The 16,328-nt window shown below is 74.1% G+C and carries 16 protein-coding genes; 8 read left to right on the top strand and 8 right to left on the bottom strand.

The window, feature by feature from the left end; all coding sequences use genetic code 11:
* Window positions 1–33: 33 nt before the first annotated feature.
* Together WIS52_RS31190 and WIS52_RS31195 are read left to right on the top strand one after the other, a co-directional pair.
* Complete coding sequence (locus WIS52_RS31190) at window positions 34–690, top strand: NYN domain-containing protein (RefSeq protein WP_349302024.1); 657 nt, start codon at window positions 34–36, stop codon at window positions 688–690.
* Between the two features lie 14 nt (window positions 691–704).
* Window positions 705–2,045: an amidohydrolase family protein gene (locus WIS52_RS31195; RefSeq protein WP_349302025.1), complete on the top strand. Its 1,341-nt coding sequence runs from the start codon at window positions 705–707 to the stop codon at window positions 2,043–2,045.
* Window positions 2,046–2,318: 273 nt separating this feature from the next.
* Here the strand turns inward: WIS52_RS31195 and WIS52_RS31200 are convergent, their stop codons facing one another.
* Entirely contained in the window at window positions 2,319–3,578 is a 1,260-nt protein-coding gene (locus WIS52_RS31200) for a D-arabinono-1,4-lactone oxidase (protein ID WP_349302026.1), read from the bottom strand.
* Window positions 3,579–4,214: 636 nt separating this feature from the next.
* Window positions 4,215–4,694 carry a hypothetical protein gene (locus WIS52_RS31205; RefSeq protein WP_349302027.1) on the bottom strand — a complete coding sequence of 160 codons (480 nt, stop codon included), beginning with the start codon at window positions 4,692–4,694 and terminating at the stop codon, window positions 4,215–4,217.
* Window positions 4,695–5,421: 727 nt separating this feature from the next.
* Here WIS52_RS31205 and WIS52_RS31210 point away from each other — a divergent pair.
* The 3 genes from WIS52_RS31210 to WIS52_RS31220 all read left to right on the top strand — a co-directional run bounded on the left by WIS52_RS31210 (window position 5,422) and on the right by WIS52_RS31220 (window position 8,210).
* On the top strand, window positions 5,422–7,023 hold the full coding sequence (locus WIS52_RS31210) for an SDR family oxidoreductase (protein WP_349302028.1): 1,602 nt from the start codon (window positions 5,422–5,424) through the stop codon (window positions 7,021–7,023).
* A 145-nt stretch (window positions 7,024–7,168) separates the two neighbouring features.
* Window positions 7,169–7,708 carry a dTDP-4-dehydrorhamnose 3,5-epimerase family protein gene (locus WIS52_RS31215; RefSeq protein WP_349302029.1) on the top strand — a complete coding sequence of 180 codons (540 nt, stop codon included), beginning with the start codon at window positions 7,169–7,171 and terminating at the stop codon, window positions 7,706–7,708.
* Between the two features lie 166 nt (window positions 7,709–7,874).
* Window positions 7,875–8,210 carry a hypothetical protein gene (locus WIS52_RS31220; protein ID WP_349302030.1) on the top strand — a complete coding sequence of 112 codons (336 nt, stop codon included), beginning with the start codon at window positions 7,875–7,877 and terminating at the stop codon, window positions 8,208–8,210.
* 4 nt (window positions 8,211–8,214) lie between these two features.
* Here WIS52_RS31220 and WIS52_RS31225 read toward each other — a convergent pair whose 3' ends face one another.
* The 6 genes from WIS52_RS31225 to rpsF all read right to left on the bottom strand — a co-directional run bounded on the left by WIS52_RS31225 (window position 8,215) and on the right by rpsF (window position 14,220).
* Window positions 8,215–10,461, bottom strand: coding sequence for a UvrD-helicase domain-containing protein (locus WIS52_RS31225; protein ID WP_349302031.1), 2,247 nt, complete (start codon window positions 10,459–10,461; stop codon window positions 8,215–8,217).
* A gap of 89 nt (window positions 10,462–10,550) precedes the next feature.
* Entirely contained in the window at window positions 10,551–11,969 is a 1,419-nt protein-coding gene (dnaB, locus tag WIS52_RS31230) for a replicative DNA helicase (RefSeq protein ID WP_349302032.1), read from the bottom strand.
* 639 nt (window positions 11,970–12,608) lie between these two features.
* Window positions 12,609–13,055, bottom strand: coding sequence for a 50S ribosomal protein L9 (gene rplI, locus WIS52_RS31235; protein WP_349302033.1), 447 nt, complete (start codon window positions 13,053–13,055; stop codon window positions 12,609–12,611).
* Between the two features lie 14 nt (window positions 13,056–13,069).
* Window positions 13,070–13,306: a 30S ribosomal protein S18 gene (gene rpsR / locus WIS52_RS31240; RefSeq protein WP_093350843.1), complete on the bottom strand. Its 237-nt coding sequence runs from the start codon at window positions 13,304–13,306 to the stop codon at window positions 13,070–13,072.
* A 51-nt stretch (window positions 13,307–13,357) separates the two neighbouring features.
* Window positions 13,358–13,894, bottom strand: coding sequence for a single-stranded DNA-binding protein (locus tag WIS52_RS31245; protein WP_349302034.1), 537 nt, complete (start codon window positions 13,892–13,894; stop codon window positions 13,358–13,360).
* A gap of 11 nt (window positions 13,895–13,905) precedes the next feature.
* Window positions 13,906–14,220 (bottom strand): 30S ribosomal protein S6, encoded by a 315-nt coding sequence (rpsF, locus tag WIS52_RS31250; RefSeq protein ID WP_349302055.1) that lies wholly within the window; start codon window positions 14,218–14,220, stop codon window positions 13,906–13,908.
* Window positions 14,221–14,421: 201 nt separating this feature from the next.
* Between rpsF and WIS52_RS31255 the strand changes: the two genes are divergently transcribed.
* From WIS52_RS31255 to WIS52_RS31265, 3 genes are all read left to right on the top strand, one after another.
* Window positions 14,422–14,877, top strand: coding sequence for a hypothetical protein (locus tag WIS52_RS31255; RefSeq protein WP_349302035.1), 456 nt, complete (start codon window positions 14,422–14,424; stop codon window positions 14,875–14,877).
* A 226-nt stretch (window positions 14,878–15,103) separates the two neighbouring features.
* Window positions 15,104–15,484 carry a DUF4333 domain-containing protein gene (locus tag WIS52_RS31260; RefSeq protein ID WP_349302056.1) on the top strand — a complete coding sequence of 127 codons (381 nt, stop codon included), beginning with the start codon at window positions 15,104–15,106 and terminating at the stop codon, window positions 15,482–15,484.
* Between the two features lie 73 nt (window positions 15,485–15,557).
* The gene (locus WIS52_RS31265) at window positions 15,558–16,325 is read left to right on the top strand and encodes a deoxyribonuclease IV (protein ID WP_349302036.1); all 768 of its coding nucleotides are present in this window, start codon (window positions 15,558–15,560) and stop codon (window positions 16,323–16,325) included.
* Window positions 16,326–16,328: the final 3 nt, after the last annotated feature.

A 16,328-nucleotide genomic window follows, 5' to 3' on the forward strand; every position in this document is an offset into this window, starting at 1 on the left:
GGATGATCGCCGGCTCCCGGCTAGGCTCGCCCCATGAACGGCGGGGCGAACACCGGTACGGGCCACTACGGAAAGGCCGCACCGACCGGTCCGCTGGAGCGGGTGCTGCTCGTCTGGGACGCCCCGAACATGGACATGAGCCTCGGCTCGCTGCTCGGCGCCCGCCCGACGTCGGCCTACCGGCCGCGGTTCGACGCCGTCGGCCGCTGGCTGCTGGACCTGGCCGGCGTCGAGGCCGAGGCCGAGGCGTGTGTCTTCACCAACGTCGCGCCGGGCAGCATCGAGACCATCCGCCCGTGGGTCGAGGCGCTGCGCAACGTCGGCTTCGCCGTCTTCGCCAAGCCGAAGACCAGCGAGGACTCCGACGTCGACGACGACATGCTCGCCCACATCGACCTGCGGACGGGCGAGGGCCGGCTGCGGCACGTGGTGGTCGCCTCCGGCGACGGGCGCGCGTTCAAGGACCCGCTGGAGAAGCTGGTCGAGGGCGGCACCGACGTCACGGTGATCGGCTTCCGGGAGTACGCCGGGTTCGCGCTGTCCTCCGAGGTGATCTCCTTCCTCGACCTGGAGGACATGGACGGGGTGTTCCGCGAGCCGCTCCCGCGGGTCTCGCTCGACACCCTGCCCGACGAGGGCGCCTGGCTGCCGCCGTTCCGGTCGCTGCGCTCGCTGCTCGAGCGGCGCTGAGTACGGAGCCGGTGGTGACGGTTCTGCAGCGGCTCACCGCACCGGTCGCGCTGAGCTGCGCGCCCGGCTTCCCGGTCGTCCGGGACGCGGTGCTCGACATCGACGACACCGGCCGGATCGCCTGGTTCGGTCCGGCCACGTCGGCGCCGGCCACCGACGCCGTCGTGCGCCCGCTGCCCGGGCTGCTGATGCCGGGGCTGGTCAACACGCACTGTCACACCCCGATGTCGGTGCTGCGGGGGATGGGCGGCGACCTGCCGCTGATGCCGTGGCTGACCGACGTCATGTGGCCCGCCGAAGGCCTGCTCACCGAGGACGACGTGCACGCCGGGATGCTGTCCGGCTGCCTGGACCTGCTCCGGACCGGCTGCACCACCAGCGTCGAGATGTACTTCTTCACCGACGCGCTCGCCGACGCGGTGCGGACCGCCGGCTCCCGCGCCGTGCTCACCCCGGGGATCATCGCCGCGCCCGGCTGGGACCGGCTGGGCAGCTGGGAACAGATGCGCGACGCCGTCTCGGCCCGGATCGACGCCCACGGCCTGGTCCCGGACCCGGACGGCCGGATCGAGCTGGGCTACGGCCCGCACTCGGCGTACACGCTGCCGCCCGGGGCGCTGGAGTCGGTCACCGCCGCGGCCCGCGAGCGCGGCGCCCTGGTGCACACCCACGTCGCGGAGTCCCGCGGCGAGGACGCGGCGGTCCGCGCCGAGCACGGCTCGGTCCCGGCGATGCTCGACGCCGCCGGGGCGCTCGGGGGCCGGGTGCTGGCCGCGCACGCGGTGCACCTGTCCGACGACGACATCGGCGTCCTCGCCCGGCACGGCGTCGCGGTGGCGCACTGCCCGGGCTCCAACGCGAAGCTCGCCGCGGGCACCGCCCGGCTGCTGGACCTGCGCCGGGCCGGCGTCCGGGTGGGGCTGGGTACCGACGGTCCGGCGTCCTGCGACGACCTGGACCTGTGGCAGCAGGCCCGCCTCGCCGGGCTGCTGGCCCGGGTCGGGGCCGGCGACGCGGCCGCGCTCACCGCCGCCGACGTCCTGCTGATGGGCACCGCGGACGCCGCCGCCGCGATCGGCCGCGACGACCTCGGCGTGCTGGAGCCGGGCCGGTGGGCGGACGTCGTGCACGTCGACACCGACGACTCGGCCTTCGTCGCGCCGTCCGACGACGCGCAGCTGGTGTCCAACCTGGTCTGGGCCGGGGGGTCCCGGCTGGTGCGTGACGTGTGGGTCGGCGGGGAGCAGGTCGTCGCCGACGCCGAGCCGACGAGGGCGGACCGCCGCGCGTCCCTGGACGCGGTCCGCTCGATCTCGTCCCGGCTGCGCCACGAGCTCGCCCCCGCCCGGACCTGACACCCGCCACCACCGACCCGCATCCCGGTACGCGCACCCCGTCCACCGTCCCCGCACCGACTACAGCCGGTGCGAGAACGCCGCAGGTTGCGGGACCGTCGGCCCGGTGCGGGACGGCGCCGCGTGCGAGGCCGGCGCCCGGGGTGCGCGGAACGGCACCGCGCTCCGCGGAACGGCGCAGACGCGATCGAGGGGTACGTGAGCGTCGTGACGCGATGATCGAACTGATCCCAGGCACCCCTCGGCTGCGCCCGGGCGACCGAGGCCGGACGGTCAGGGGCCGAGGTGGGCGGCCAGGGAGGGTGCGGTGAAGCGGCGCTCGGGGTCGAAGCGGTCGCGCAGCGTGCGGAAGGTCTCCCAGCCGGGGTAGGCGGCGGCGAGCTCGTCGGGACCCCACTCGTGCCGGGTGGTCCAGCAGGGCCGGCCGCCGGCGTCCTCGAGCACCGCCGCGGCCAGGCGTCGCACGGGTTCTCCGGCGGCGCCCCGCGTCCGGACGCGCAGGTAGGCGGTCTCCCGTCCGCTCGCCGGGTGCAGCAGCCCGGTCTCGGCGGCCCCGAGCCGCACCCGCACCGGGCGCAGGTCGTGGCCGCGGGAGGCGACCGCCGACCCCAGCTCGGCCAGCGCGGTCGCGAGCGCCGCACGCGGCAGCGCCCACTCGGCGAGGTCGGGGTCCCAGGGCTGCGGATCCGGCAGCACCTCGTGCGGCGCGCCGACGGTGCCGGGGGCCCACCGGGGCGGCGGTGGCCATGCCCGTCGCGACGACGCCCACCAGGTCGACGCCACGCGGGACACCGCCCGTCCCCAGCTCTCCGCGGCGGGTCCGGAGCCCGCGTCGCCGGCGTCGACCGGACCGGCGGGATCGTCGGCGAGGGTGGCCCAGCGCAGGACGGCCTGACCGGTCCGGACCGAGACGTCGCACTCGGTCCACAGGTGTCCCGACAGGCCACCGTCGGCGAGGATCTCCTCGGTGCGGGTCGTGGTCTCGTGCACCCGCAGCCGGCGCAACGGCACCGTGCGGAGTTCCAGCGCGGTCAGCACGCCGAGCGCGCCGAGGCCGCACCGGACCGCGTCGAGCTCGGCGCCGGTCACGTCGCGGACCGTGCCGTGGCCGTCGACGAGCCGGGCCGAGACGACCTGTGCGGACAGCGATCCCTCGGCGGGAGCGCCGCCGTACATGCCGAGCTGGACCGCGCCGGCGACGGTGGCCCGCGGCGCGTCCGGCACGGTGGCCAGCGCCCGTCCGGCCCCGGCGAGGAAGGTGCACAGGTCGACCAGCGTCTCGCCGGCCCTGACCCGCACGGTGCCGTCGGTGTCCGGGCCGGGCTCGGACACCTGGATCACCCCGGTCAGCGCGGAGGCGTCGATCAGCACGTCCTCGGTGCGCACGAGCGGGCCGGCGAGGCGCCCGCCGGCTCCGGTCGGACGGACCGGGTTCCCGCGCTCCGCGGCCCGGCGCACCGCGGTGACCACTCCCGCCTCGTCCAGCGGGCGGTCGGTGCGACGGGGTCCGGTCGCCGCGGCATCGGTGCTCATCCCGTGCAGAGTAGAACGCCGGAGGTCACCGTGCGGAACGATTCGTGCGCCACGCGTCCCCATCGGACACTGCTGGACGGTGACGGGTGTGACCGAGGTGACCGACGTGTACGCGTGGGAAGCACGAGAACATCGACGACCCACTCTTGTCACCCGGACGACTGCCGGATACGGTCACCGTCCGTGGCGATCTTGTCGCCATCCGAGGCCGGGTCGACGTCGCCCCGAGCCCGCCCGACCGCCCGGAGCCGCGCTCCCCACGGCTCCGGTCCGGCGCGGCCACACCCTCCGGTTCCGCACGACCGTGCCGGAGGCACGCCATCGGCACCTGCCGGAGGCACGCCATCGGCACCTGCCGGAGGCACGCCATCGGCATCCTGCCGGAGGCGCACGTGCGAGGGCCGGGTGCGGCGTCGGCTCCCTCCGACCTCCGTACCCGGCCCTCGCCTTGCGTGCTGACGACCCTGCTCCCCAGCCGGCTCGCCATCACCCCGCGGCCCCAAGATCTCCGCGGGACGTCGTCCCCGGTGTCCGTCCGGTCGTCGCCGGACACCACTCGAGTCCCGGCCGGCACCACCGGTCGGGTCCGTGCCGGCGCGTGGGCGTCCCGGGACGCGCTCCGGGACGCCCGCGCCGTCAGGCGCTGCGCGTCAGCCGGTGTCGCCCGGTGCCGCCCAGCAGGTCCTCGATCGCGGCCCGGTCCGCGGCGCGCTCGGCGTCCCGCCGGCGACGGAGCATGGCCATCGCGGTGTCGCCCGGCTCGTTCCACCGGTCCCGGCCCACGGGCTCCGACGGTGCGGGGACCGGGGCGTACAGCGGGTCGGAGTGGAACGCGGCCACGGTGTCGGCGGTGCGGCGGGCCGCCGGTGTCGCGGGGCGGCGACCGCGGACGGTGCCCCGGTGCACCCGCCGGACGCCCCGGCCGGACGAGCCCGAGCCGTGCGGCTCCCGCCAGCCGCCGACGGTGAGCGCGTGGAAGATCGGGGTCTCGTGCTGGATCTCGGCGTGCGACTCGTGCCGCCCCGGGAACGGCCACCTGTCGGCCGCCTCACGTCCCCGCCGGATCGACGACTCGAGACCACGGGGTCCGCTGAACCCTCTGTCGAACTCGTACACCGCCGTACCTCCTGCTTCCTGAGTCGATCGTGAGCCGGAGCGTGATCACCCGAAGCCCGTATCGCACGTACCGCCGTTCGGCCCACTCACTCGGTCAACGGGTGACACACGACCGGGGAAACGGCGCGGGAGCGGTCGTTACAGGCTCTCGGCGAGTTCCCCTCGGACGGGTGTCGGACGCGATCCGTCACCATCCACAGCGTGTACGGAAAGTGACGGATCGGCGCACTCCTGGAGCAGTGGGTAGCCGTTGACCGCCACGCCCCGCGCCGGCCGCGGCGCCGGCGGGGCGGGGAGTGCCGGGCCGACGTGCGGATGACGCCGCCGCGGAACCGAGGGTGATCACGCGGCCACCGTTCCGTGTCCGTACTCGACCGTCGGGCGTCCACGGCCGGGGCGGGTCTCGACGTTCCGTGAGCGATCGGCCCGCTCGCTGCGCCGTCCGCACGCCTGCTGGGCCGTCCGTGCGGGGCCGGACGAGGAACCCGTGCGGTCCGGCGAGGACGCGGCGGGTCCCCGCCGGCACCTGCCTCACCGGGGAGGGCCGGCGTCGGTGGCTCCGGGAGCACGGGACCGGGCGGGGGACCCGGAGCGTCCGGCACCGCCGCCGACGGGCATCTCGAGGACAACGTCCTGCAGCCGCTGCTGCTCGGCCGGGGTGGTGATCGCCGCGACCCCGTCGCGGCATGACCTGCCGACGGGACGTTCCGGTGGGACGATCGCAGACGTGCGGTATCTCCTCACCGGCGCGACCGGGTACATCGGGGGACGGCTCGCCCCCCGCCTGCTGGGACACGGCCCGACGGACGAGGGGTTGAGCCCGGACCCGGCGAACGGCCCGGTGCGTCTGCGCTGTCTGGTCCGCGACCCGGGCAAGCTGGCCGACGTCCCGTGGGCCGCCGACGCCGAGATCGTCCGGGGAGACCTGCTCGATCCCGAGAGCGTCCGGGCGGCGTGCCGGGACGTCGACGTCGTCTACTTCCTGGTGCACTCGCTGTCCGATGCGGACTTCGCCGCGACCGACCGGCGGGCCGCGCTGATACTCGCCGAGGCCGCCCGGGACGCCGGCGTGCAGCGGATCGTCTACCTCGGCGGACTGCACCCCGACGGTGACCCGTCGGCCCTCTCGGCGCACCTGGCGTCCCGGGTGGAGGTGGGCGAGACGCTGCTGCGCTCCGGGGTGCCGACGATCGTGCTGCAGGCCGCGGTGATCCTCGGCTCCGGATCGGCGAGCTTCGAGATGCTGCGCCACCTCACCGAGCGGCTGCCGGTGATGGTCACCCCGCGCTGGGTGAGCAACCGGATCCAGCCGATCGCGGTGCGCGACGTGCTGCGCTACCTGGTGCGGGCCGCGGAGCTGCCGGGCGACATCAACCGCACCTTCGACATCGGCGGGCCGGAGGTGCTGACCTACCTGCAGATGATGCAGCGCTACGCCGCGGTCGCCGAGCTCCCGCGGCGGCGGGTGCTGCCGGTCCCGGTGCTGTCGCCGGCGCTGTCGTCGCACTGGGTGAACGTCATCACCCCGGTGCCGAAGTCGATCGCGAAACCGCTGATCGAGTCGCTGGTGCACGAGGTCGTCTGCTCGGAGCAGGACATCCTGGATCTCGTGCGCGACCCGCCCGGCGGGCGGATCGGCTACGACCGCGCCGTGGAGCTGGCGCTGTCCCGGATCACCGACGGCCGGGTCGAGACCCGCTGGTCGGGCGCCACCGTGGCGGACGTGCCGTCCGACCCGCTGCCCAGCGACCCGGACTGGTCGGGCGGCAGCGTCTACGTCGACGAGCGCGAGCAGGCCGGCACGGCGTCCCCGGCCCGGCTGTGGCGGGTGATCAAGGGGATCGGCGGTCAGCGCGGCTGGTACTCGTTCCCGCTGGCGTGGTCGGTGCGCGGCTGGATGGACCGGGCGGTCGGCGGGGTCGGGCTCGCCCGCGGCCGGCGCGACCCGGACGAGCTGCACACCGGCGACGCGCTCGACTGGTGGCGGGTCGAGCACATCGTGGAGCCCGGCGGGTCCGGGGACGAGGGGCTCCTGAGGCTGCGCGCGGAGATGCGGGTGCCCGGCCGGGCGTGGCTGGAGATGTCGGTCCGCCCGGCCGGGACCGGCTCGGTCTACCGCCAGCGCGCCGTGTTCATCCCGCACGGGCTGCCCGGCTACCTGTACTGGTGGTCGGTCGCACCGTTCCACGGGATCGTCTTCGGCGGCATGGTCCGCAACATCACCCGCACCGCGGAGCGCTCCGGCGACGGCGAGGTCGCGGAACCGGAGAGCCGGCGTCCGGCCTGGCTGCGGAGCGGCCGGCGGCGCGGGACCGACCGGGCCGCCTGACGAGCGATCTTCACCCGCCCGGCCCAGTGTGATCTGACTGATCGTCACTCTCCGCTCCGCCACTCGTTGTCGTCTGCAGTACGAGAAGCAGGTCGGAGCCCCCGTGTGTCGCGGTCGGTGACCGGCCGCGGGAGAGGAGCGGCGGGTGCACGTCCTGCGGACCGTGGTGCCGGACGCGTTGCTGCTCGACCCGTCCCGGCGCGGAGCCGGGGAGTCCCGGAAGGCCGTCCGGCACCCGGACCCGGCCGCGTTCCCGGTGCGGCGACGCCGGCGGATCGCGCACGGCGCGGTGTACGGACTGCACGGCCACGGCACGGGCGCGGTGCTGCTCGGCGTGCCCTCCGGGACCGGCTACGCGGTCGTGATCGACACCCGTCCGCGGGCCGAGACGTTCGGCCGGGTCGCCGTCGCCTCGCTCGACGGGCCCCGCGCGCTCCTGGTGCCGGCCGGTTGCCTCTACGGCGTCCAGGCACTCACCGACCGAGCCGCGGTGGAGGTGCGGTCGGCCACGCGCGAGCCACGCGCGCAACGACTCTCCGCCGACCCGGACGACCCGGACCTGCAGCTGCGCTGGCTGGTGCCGCGGCTGCTCCGGACGCCACGCGAGGACCGTTCCTGGGCCGGGCTGTGCACCCGGCTCGGCGCCCCGCCCGGCCCACGACGGGACCGCGTCTCCCTCTGGTGACCCCACCGACGTGAGGACGGACACAGGTGTGACGCCCTCCGTTCCACCGGAAAAGTCACGATTGGATCACGTAACCTCGGACGAATCGCCCCGGTCGACGCCGACCGGGCCGCTCCCTCGGGCGCCCCGCACTCCCGCCCCCGGATCCCCACCGAGGAGTACCCCCGTGCTCAGTGAACGTGAGACCCGGCGACTGCACGAGATCGAACTGCAGTTCCGCCTGAACGATCCGCGCCTGGTGCGCCGCTTCGCCGTGCTGCACCAGGTCGTCCCGACCTCCCCCCGCGCCGGCGGGCTGCTCGCCGGGCTCGCCGGGGCCGGGAGCCGCTCCGTGCACGGTGCCGGCCCGCTCCCGTCCGCGCTGCTCGCGCTGTCGTTGCTGGTCCTGCTCGCCGGCGCGATCGCGGTGAACGTCCCGGCGGTCATCGCCGGGACCGTCCTCGCCGCCGTCGCGCTGGCGACCGCGGCGACGGTGTCGCGGCCGCGTCCCGGCACCGCCTGACCCGCTACCCGGTCACCTCCAGCAGGCCCAGCCGCTGGGTGGCCCGGGTCATCGCCACGTAGAGGTCGGCGGGGTTCCGGGCCCGGATCCGCTCCGGGTCGACGATCACCACGACGTCGAACTCCAGCCCCTTCGACGACGCCGGCGTGTGCAGCGGCACTCCCGGGTCCCCGAGGCCGCCGGTGCCCGCCGCGATCACCGCGAGCGTGCCGCGACCGGCCCTGGTCCGCTCCCGCTCCACGATCCGGCGCAGCTCCCCGGCGAGCCGGTCGGCGGGGACCTCCGCGGACCACGGGCTCTCGCCCGTCTCCCGGACCGACTCGGGCGGCCGGTGGCCGGGCGCGTACCCCGCCAGTACCTCGGCGGCCCGCTCCATGATCTCGGCGGGCGTGCGGTAGTTGACCGTGAGCGACCGGTGCGTCCAGCGCGTGCCGAGGTAGGGACCGAGGACGTCGCCCCACGCCCGCGTCCCCGCCGCCGCGCCACGCTGCGCGAGATCGCCCACCGCGGTGATCGACCGGGACGGGCAGCGGCGCAGCAGGACGTGCCAGTCCATCGCCGAGAGCTCCTGCGCCTCGTCGACGACGAGGTGCCCGTACCGCCACTCCCGGTCGGCCGCCGCCCGCTCGGCCACGGTGCCGGCGAGCCCGGGTACGTGCCGGGCCGCGAGCACGTCCGCGGTCACGAAGTCGGTCGGGCGCAGCTCGTCGGGGTCCTCCCCGGCCAGGTCGCGGTCGTGCGACTCCAGGAAGCTCAGCACCTCGCCGGCGTAGCGCCCGTCCGGCTCCGCCGGGGTGCTCCGGGTGGCCTCCGGCAACGGTCCGAGCAGCTCGGCGAGCTCGTCGAGCAGCGGGGCGTCCGCGACGGTCCACGCCGCGCCGAGGTCCCGGTGCAGCGTCCCCAGCCCGTCGCCGGCCGCGGCCAGCCGCTCCGGCGCCGCGTACAGCTCGGCCAGGCAGCGCTCCGGGGCCAGCTCCGGCCAGAGGAGTTCGACGGCCTGGTGGAAGGCCCGGTGCGCGCGCAGCTCGTCGCGCAGGTCGCGGCGGAGCTCCTCGGAGAGCCCGGCGGCGCCGGCCGGGTCGATCTCCGGCAGGTCGCCGAGCCCCTCGAGCAGCTCGGCGAGCTCGGGCGGGTCCTCCAGCTCCTGCTCGAGCCGCTCCAGGCCCTGCGCGACGAGCAACGTGCCCAGCGTGTCGCGGAAGACCGGCCGCGCGGCGTTGTGCGTCCGGCCGGTCTCCCGGGCCCGTCGCCGTGCCTGGGCGGCGGTCTCCCGGTCGATCTCGACGGTGACGTCCTCGAGCACGATCGCGATCGGCTCCTCGGGCAGCTCCTGCCGGTCGGCGACGGCGCGGCGCAGCACGTCCACCATCGCCAGGTCGCCCTTGGTACGCGCGACCGCGTCGTCGTCCAGGGCGGTCGCGACGACACCGTGCGCCAGCCGGCCCGGCGTCGTGAACACGACCGCGGACTCGCCCAGCGCCGGCAGCACGCCGCCGACGTAGTGCACGAACCCGGCGCTCGGGCCGACGACGAGCACGCCGCTGCGGGCCAGCTTCTCGCGGTGCGAGTAGAGCAGGTAGGCGATCCGGTGCAGCGCGACCGCGGTCTTCCCGGTGCCGGGACCGCCCTCGATGACGACCGTGCCCGCCTGCGGCAGCCGGATGATCTCGTCCTGCTCGGCTTGGATCGTCGTCACGATGTCGCGCATCGTCGACCCGCGCGGCGCCCGCAGCGCGGCCAGCAGCGCCGGATCGGACGCCGTCCCGGCGTCGGCGTCGGCCAGCGCCACGCGGTCCAGGACGTCGTCGTGCAGGTCGAGGACCCGCTCGTCGGGCGCGGTGCCGCCGATCCGGAAGTGCCGCCGCCGTCGCACGCCGAGCGGGGTGACCGGGGTCGCGCAGTAGAACGGCCGGGCCGCGGGCGCCCGCCAGTCGACGAGCGCGCTCTCCGAGCTCGCCGGATCGGTGAGCCCGATCCGTCCGATGTAGCTCGTCTCTCCGCCGGCGTGGTCGAGGCGGCCGAAGCACAGCCCGGACCGCGCGGCGGTCAGCGCCGTCATCCGGTCCGCCCAGCGCTGCACGGACACGTCCCGCTCCCAGCGGGCACTGAGCTCCTCGCCCGGCGCCGCGGCCAGCGAGCCCCGGGCCTGCAGCCCGGCGGCGGCGAGCTCGTCGGCGAGCAGCGCGTGCAGCCGGCGGATCCGTGCGGTCTCCGCCGCGAGCTCGTCGGCGGGAGACGGTCTGTCGCGCAATTCCGAACCCGTGCTAAGATTAATTTGCAGAGGCGCGGATTCCCATTCTGAAGGCACCCATCAGAATAGCGCGACCGCCTTTTTTACCTCTACCCGTGTGCGAGATCCGAGAACCGGCTGTAGTGCAGCTGGTGCGCGACGGTGATCGTCGTCGTCGGGCCGTTACGGTGCTTGGCCAGGATCAGGTCCGCCTCGCCGGCGCGCGGGTCGTCGTTCTCGAACGCGTCCGGGCGGTGCAGCAGGACCACCATGTCGGCGTCCTGCTCGATGGAGCCGGACTCACGCAGGTCGGACAGCATCGGCCGCTTGTCGGTCCGCTGCTCGGGGCCACGGTTCAGCTGGCTCATCGCCACCACCGGGACCTCGAGCTCCTTGGCCAGCAGCTTGATCTGCCGGGAGAACTCCGAGACCTCCTGCTGCCGGGACTCGACCTTGCGGCCCGAGGTCATCAGCTGCAGGTAGTCGAGGATGATCAGCTTCAGGTCGTTGCGCTGCTTGAGCCGGCGCGCCTTGGCCCGGATCTCCATCAGCGTCAGGTTCGGCGAGTCGTCGATGAACAGCGGCGCCTCGGAGATCTCCGACATCCGCCGGGCCATCCGGGTCCAGTCCTCGTCGGACATCCGCCCGGCACGCATGTCGGCCAGCCGGATCCGTGCCTCCGCCGAGAGCAGACGCATCACGATCTCGGACTTGCTCATCTCCAGCGAGAAGAACGCGCTGGCCATCCCGTTCTTGATGGAACACGAGCGCGCGAAGTCCAGACCGAGGGTCGACTTGCCCAGACCCGGCCGGGCCGCGACCACGATCATCTGGCCGGGGTGCAGGCCGTTGGTGACCTGGTCGAGGTCGGCGAACCCGGTCGGCACGCCGGTGGACTGGCCGCCGCGCGAGGCGATCGCGTCGATCTCGTCCATCGTGGGCTGGAGGAGCTCCTCCAGCACCGTGTAGTCCTCGGTGGTGGTGCGCTCGGTGACCTCGTAGACCGCGGCCTGGGCCCGGTCGACGACATCGTCGACCTCGCCCCCGTCGGCCCCGTGGTAGCCGAGCTGCACGATCCGGGTGCCGGCCTCGACCAGCCGGCGCAGGATCGCCTTCTCCCCGACGATCTCGGCGTAGTACGCCGCGTTCGCCGCGGTGGGGACGGTCGCGATCAGCGTGTGCAGGTACGGCGCACCGCCGAGGCGGACCAGGTCCCCGCGCCGCTGCAGCTCCGCGGACACGGTCACCGCGTCGGCGGGCTCACCGCGGCTGTAGAGGTCCAGGATCGTCTCGTAGACGGTCTGGTGGGCGGGCCGGTAGAAGTCGTCCGGCTGCAGCACCTCGACGACGTCGGCGATCGCGTCCTTGCTCAGCAGCATGCCGCCGAGCACCGACTGCTCGGCCGTGAGGTCCTGCGGGGGCTGGCGGTCGAACGTGCCGTGCCCGCCGCTGTCACCGGAGCCGCCGCCCTGCTCGCCGTCGCGAACGGCACGCGGCCGCCCGGTGGGACGGTCGTCCGTCAGAGCCATACGCAGCGTCACCCCCGGTGAACATGTTACCGAACACGCGTTCGACGCGCGAGCGGTGCTCGCCCGTCCGCACGGATCTCCCTCTCCCAGCGGCGGCGCGCGCCGTGTCCGCCGGGACGTCCGGCACGCGGGGTGTCCCGCCGGGCCGGTCGGACCGAGGCTAGGTCGCCCGGGCAGGCACTCCTAACCCGGCTGGGGGTGGATCTGGGGATGAACTGTGCACGGAGACCGCCCGTCCCGGGACGGTGCTGTGGACAACCTGGGGAGAACAGCCGGATTTCCGCCGTATCTGCTGCTCAGAGGCGCATTCGCCGATGTGGACAACATCGGCGTGGCGTGTCGTCGCACGGCCCTCGGACGGCGTGTCGGGCCGGCTCGGAGACCGTTCGCCGTCCGGCGCATCCACAGGCCCGTCCGACGAGTACGGCGTCACTTCTCGGCGTGTCGCCTGCGTGACAACGGATCCGGTCCGTGTCCGCCATCCGGGGTGGAGTGTCCACTCCCGACCCCGGAGTCCGTCGCGACGATCTTCGCGAGCACCGTCCCGACATGCAGAAGGGCGGTGCCCGGAGCTCGTGGCTCCGGACACCGCCCTGACTACTGCGAGTGGTCACCCACCCACGGTCATGCCGGTCGCGCTCAGTTCGTGACGACCGCGATGGGCAGCTCGGTGGTGACCTCCGGGTGCAGGCGGACCTGCACCTGGTGCTTGCCGAGGGTCTTGATGTGTCCGGGGACGTCGATGGTCCGCTTGTCGAGCACCGGACCACCGGCCGCCTTGACCGCGTCGACGACGGCGGTCGGGGTGACCGAGCCGAACAGGCGACCGCTGTCGCTCGCCTTGGCCGGGACGGTCACGTTCAGGTTCTTCAGCTGCGAGTCGACCTGCTGGGCGTGGCCGAGGTCGCGGATCTCCCGCGACTTCTGCGCCCGGCGGATCTGCTCGACCTGCTTCTCGGCGCCACGGGTGGCGACGACCGCGAGCTTGCGCGGCAGCAGGTAGTTACGGCCGTAGCCGTCCTTGACCTCGACGATGTCGCCCGGGCCGCCCAGGTTGGGGACGTCGGCGTTCAGGATGAGCTTCACGTGTCTCCCCGTCCTCAGCGCGCGGTCGAGGTGTAGGGCAGCAGCGCGACCTCGCGGGAGTTCTTCACCGCGACGGCGACGTCCCGCTGGTGCTGCCGGCAGTTGCCGGTGACCCGACGGGCACGGATCTTGCCCCGGTCGGAGATGAACTTGCGCAGCAGACCGGTGTCCTTGTAGTCGATCTGCTGAGCCTTGTCCTTGCAGAACGCGCAGACCTTCTTCTTCGGCTTGCGCACGATGGCCTTGGCCATGGTGGTGCTCCTGTGTGTGAGTCGAGCGCCCCGCCGGGGCGGGGGAGTGGATCAGAAGGGGGGCTCGTCGTCGGACGCCGCGCCGCTGCCGGCGGGCGGGGCCGAACCCCAGGGGTCGTCATAGCCGCCGGAGTTGCCCCCGCCGGAACCGCCGCCCTGCTGGCCGCCGCCGCCGTCGTAGCCGCCACCGCCGCCGCCACCGAAGCCGCCGGAGCCTCCGCCCCGGCTGACCTTGTTGACCTTGGCGGTCGCGTAGCGCAGCGAGGGGCCGACCTCGTCGACCTCCATCTCGACCACGGTGCGCTTCTCGCCCTCACGGGTCTCGAAGGACCGCTGCCGGAGACGCCCCTGCACCACGACCCGCGAACCGCGGGTCAGTGACTCGGCGACGTTCTCCGCCGCCTGGCGCCAGATGTTGCAGCGCAGGAACAGCGCCTCGCCGTCCTTCCACTCGCCGGACTGGCGGTCGAAGGTGCGCGGGGTGGACGCCACGGTGAAGTTCGCGACCGCGGCGCCGGAGGGGGTGAACCGCAGCTCGGGATCCGCCGTCAGGTTGCCCACGACGGTGATCACGGTTTCGCCGGCCATGACAGCCCCTCTCAGCTCGCGACGGGCGCCGGAGTGCGGACGACGTCCTTGCGCAGCACCTTGGTGCGCAGCACGGACTCGTTCAGGCCCAGCTGGCGGTCCAGCTCGGCGACGGTGGCCGGCTCCGCGGTGATCTCGGTGACCGCGTAGATGGCCTCGCCCTGCTTCTTGATCTCGTAGGCCAGCCGGCGCTTGCCCCAGACCTCGATCTTCTCGACCGATCCGCCGTCGCTCTTCACGACGGTGAGGAACTGCTCCAGGGACGGCTGCACGGTGCGCTCGTCCAGGCTGCCGTCGAGGATGATCATGACCTCGTAGTGACGCATGAGAACCACTCACCTCCTATGGACTCGAAAACGGTCACGACCCCGACGGCCGTGACAGGAGGTTCTCAGTGCCCCCCGACAGTTCTGCGTCCGCGACCGGTGGCCGCGCACGGAACTGCAGGAGGACCGGACGAGGCTACCAACCGCGATCCGGTCGCCGACCTGCGGGTACGGCGGATCCCCAGATCGCTGGGATGGGCCGTGGCCGCGGGGCCGGTGAAGGTGATCGGGACCGACACCGACACCGAACCGGGAGCCCACGTGTCCGACGCCCCCTACTACCGCAGCCACGCCTGGATCCTGTCCGGGATCATGAACACCCCGGGGATCCTCGTCCTCCGGGACCGGCGGCTGTCGTTCGTCTCCGACGAGGGCCCGGTGTTCGACGAGCCGCTCTCCGCGGTCACCGACATCCGATTCCCCTGGTACGAGTTCACCGGCGGCTTCCGCGCAACGGTCGCGGGGACCCGGCGGCGGATCTCGCTGGTCCGGCCGAACGGGGCCGGTACCGCGACGGCCTCGATGTTCGACACCTACGTCGGGGACGCGGTCGTCGCCGCCGGCGCGGTGCACGACATCGCCGACGGGCGCCGCGCCGGCAAGGCCTGGCGCGCCCTGCTCCTGGACGGGGCCGCCCCGTCCGCGCACGCCGGATGACCCCGCTGTCCCCTCGTCGCCATCACCGGGCGCACGTCCGTGCCCCGCATCCCACCCGGAGCCGTTCCGTGCGCCTGCCGCCGACCACCCCGACCGCGACGACCCGGTTCCTGACGGTCACGCTGCTCGCCGCCGCCCTGCCGGCCGCCGCCGGCTGCGCCGCCGTCGTCCCCCGCGACCAGGTCGCGACGACGATCGCGACGCAGCTGGGGCAGCAGGGGTCACCATCGACGGCGCCGCCGTCACCTGTCCGGACGACCTCGACGCCGAGGTGGGCCGCAGCACCCGCTGCGAGTTCACCACCGGTGGTCAGCCGGTCGACGCCGTGGCGACGGTCAGCGCGGTCGAGGGCGACACCGTCGAGTTCGACATCGGCACCGAGGCGCGCCCGATCGCGGCCGGGCTCCTCGCGACGACCGTCTCCGACCAGGTCGCCGCCCCGAGCGGATCACCGGTCGAGGACACGGTGTGCGACGGCGAGCTCGCACCACGCGTCGACGCGGTCCAGACCTGCACGCTGACCATGGACGGCGAGCAGCTCGCGGCCCTGGTGACCGTGACCTCCGTCCACGGCGGGCTGGTGAACTTCTCGATCGAGCAGGCCTGACCCGCGGGCACCACCGGCACCGGGCCGCGACGGGGGCGGCCCGGTGTCGGTGGTGCTCGCTACCGTCTGCGGCATGCAGATCGGAGCGCACGTCCGGGACGCCGAGGACCCGCTGGCCGCCGCCGCGGAGGTCGGCGCCGAGGTGATCCAGCTGTTCCTGTCCGACCCGCAGGGCTGGAAGAAGCCGCCGCCGCACCCGCGCGCGGCCGAGCTCGCCGCGTCGGACGTCGCCGTCGTGGTGCACGCGCCGTACACGGCCAACGTGGCGTCGACGAACAACCGGATCCGCATCCCGTCGCGCAAGATCGTGCAGCAGCACCTGGCCGGCGCGGCCGAGGTCGGCGCGTTCGGTCTCGTCGTGCACGGCGGGCACGTCACGAAGGACGACGACCCCGCGGTCGGGATCGACAACTGGCGCAAGTTCGTCGAGCGGCAAGCCGGTGAGCACGGGTTCGACGTCCCGGTGCTGATCGAGAACACCGCCGGCGGGGACAACGCGATGGCGCGGCGGTTCGACATGCTCGGCCGGCTGTGGGACGCGGTGGGCGAGTTCGGGGTCGGGTTCTGCCTGGACACCTGCCACGCGTTCGCCGGCGGCGAGGAGCTCGCCGGGGTCGTGGAGCGGGCACGGGCGATCACCGGGCGGATCGACCTGATCCACCTCAACAACTCGCGCGACGAGTTCGACTCGGCCCGGGACCGGCACGCCAACATCGACTCCGGGACGATCCCGCCGGACGAGCTGGCCGCCGTCGTCGCCGAGGCCGGGGCGCCGGTCGTGGTGGAGACCCCGGCCGAGGGCCAGGCCCGCGACATCGCCTTCCTGCGGGAGAACGCCTAGCTG

This window comes from Pseudonocardia nematodicida, from assembly GCF_040105385.1.
In the GTDB taxonomy this organism is placed as follows: domain Bacteria; phylum Actinomycetota; class Actinomycetes; order Mycobacteriales; family Pseudonocardiaceae; genus Pseudonocardia; species Pseudonocardia nematodicida.

Bases quoted from the DNA above. Each gene is read 5' to 3' on its own strand.
- WIS52_RS31190 (WP_349302024.1), top strand. From the start codon at position 34: ATGAACGGCGGGGCGAACACCGGTACGGGCCACTACGGAAAGGCCGCA.
- WIS52_RS31200 (WP_349302026.1), bottom strand. From the start codon at position 3,578: ATGAGCACCGATGCCGCGGCGACCGGACCCCGTCGCACCGACCGCCCG.
- dnaB (WP_349302032.1), bottom strand. From the start codon at position 11,969: ATGGCTCTGACGGACGACCGTCCCACCGGGCGGCCGCGTGCCGTTCGC.
- rpsR (WP_093350843.1), bottom strand. From the start codon at position 13,306: ATGGCCAAGGCCATCGTGCGCAAGCCGAAGAAGAAGGTCTGCGCGTTC.
- WIS52_RS31245 (WP_349302034.1), bottom strand. From the start codon at position 13,894: ATGGCCGGCGAAACCGTGATCACCGTCGTGGGCAACCTGACGGCGGAT.
- rpsF (WP_349302055.1), bottom strand. From the start codon at position 14,220: ATGCGTCACTACGAGGTCATGATCATCCTCGACGGCAGCCTGGACGAG.
- WIS52_RS31265 (WP_349302036.1), top strand. From the start codon at position 15,558: ATGCAGATCGGAGCGCACGTCCGGGACGCCGAGGACCCGCTGGCCGCC.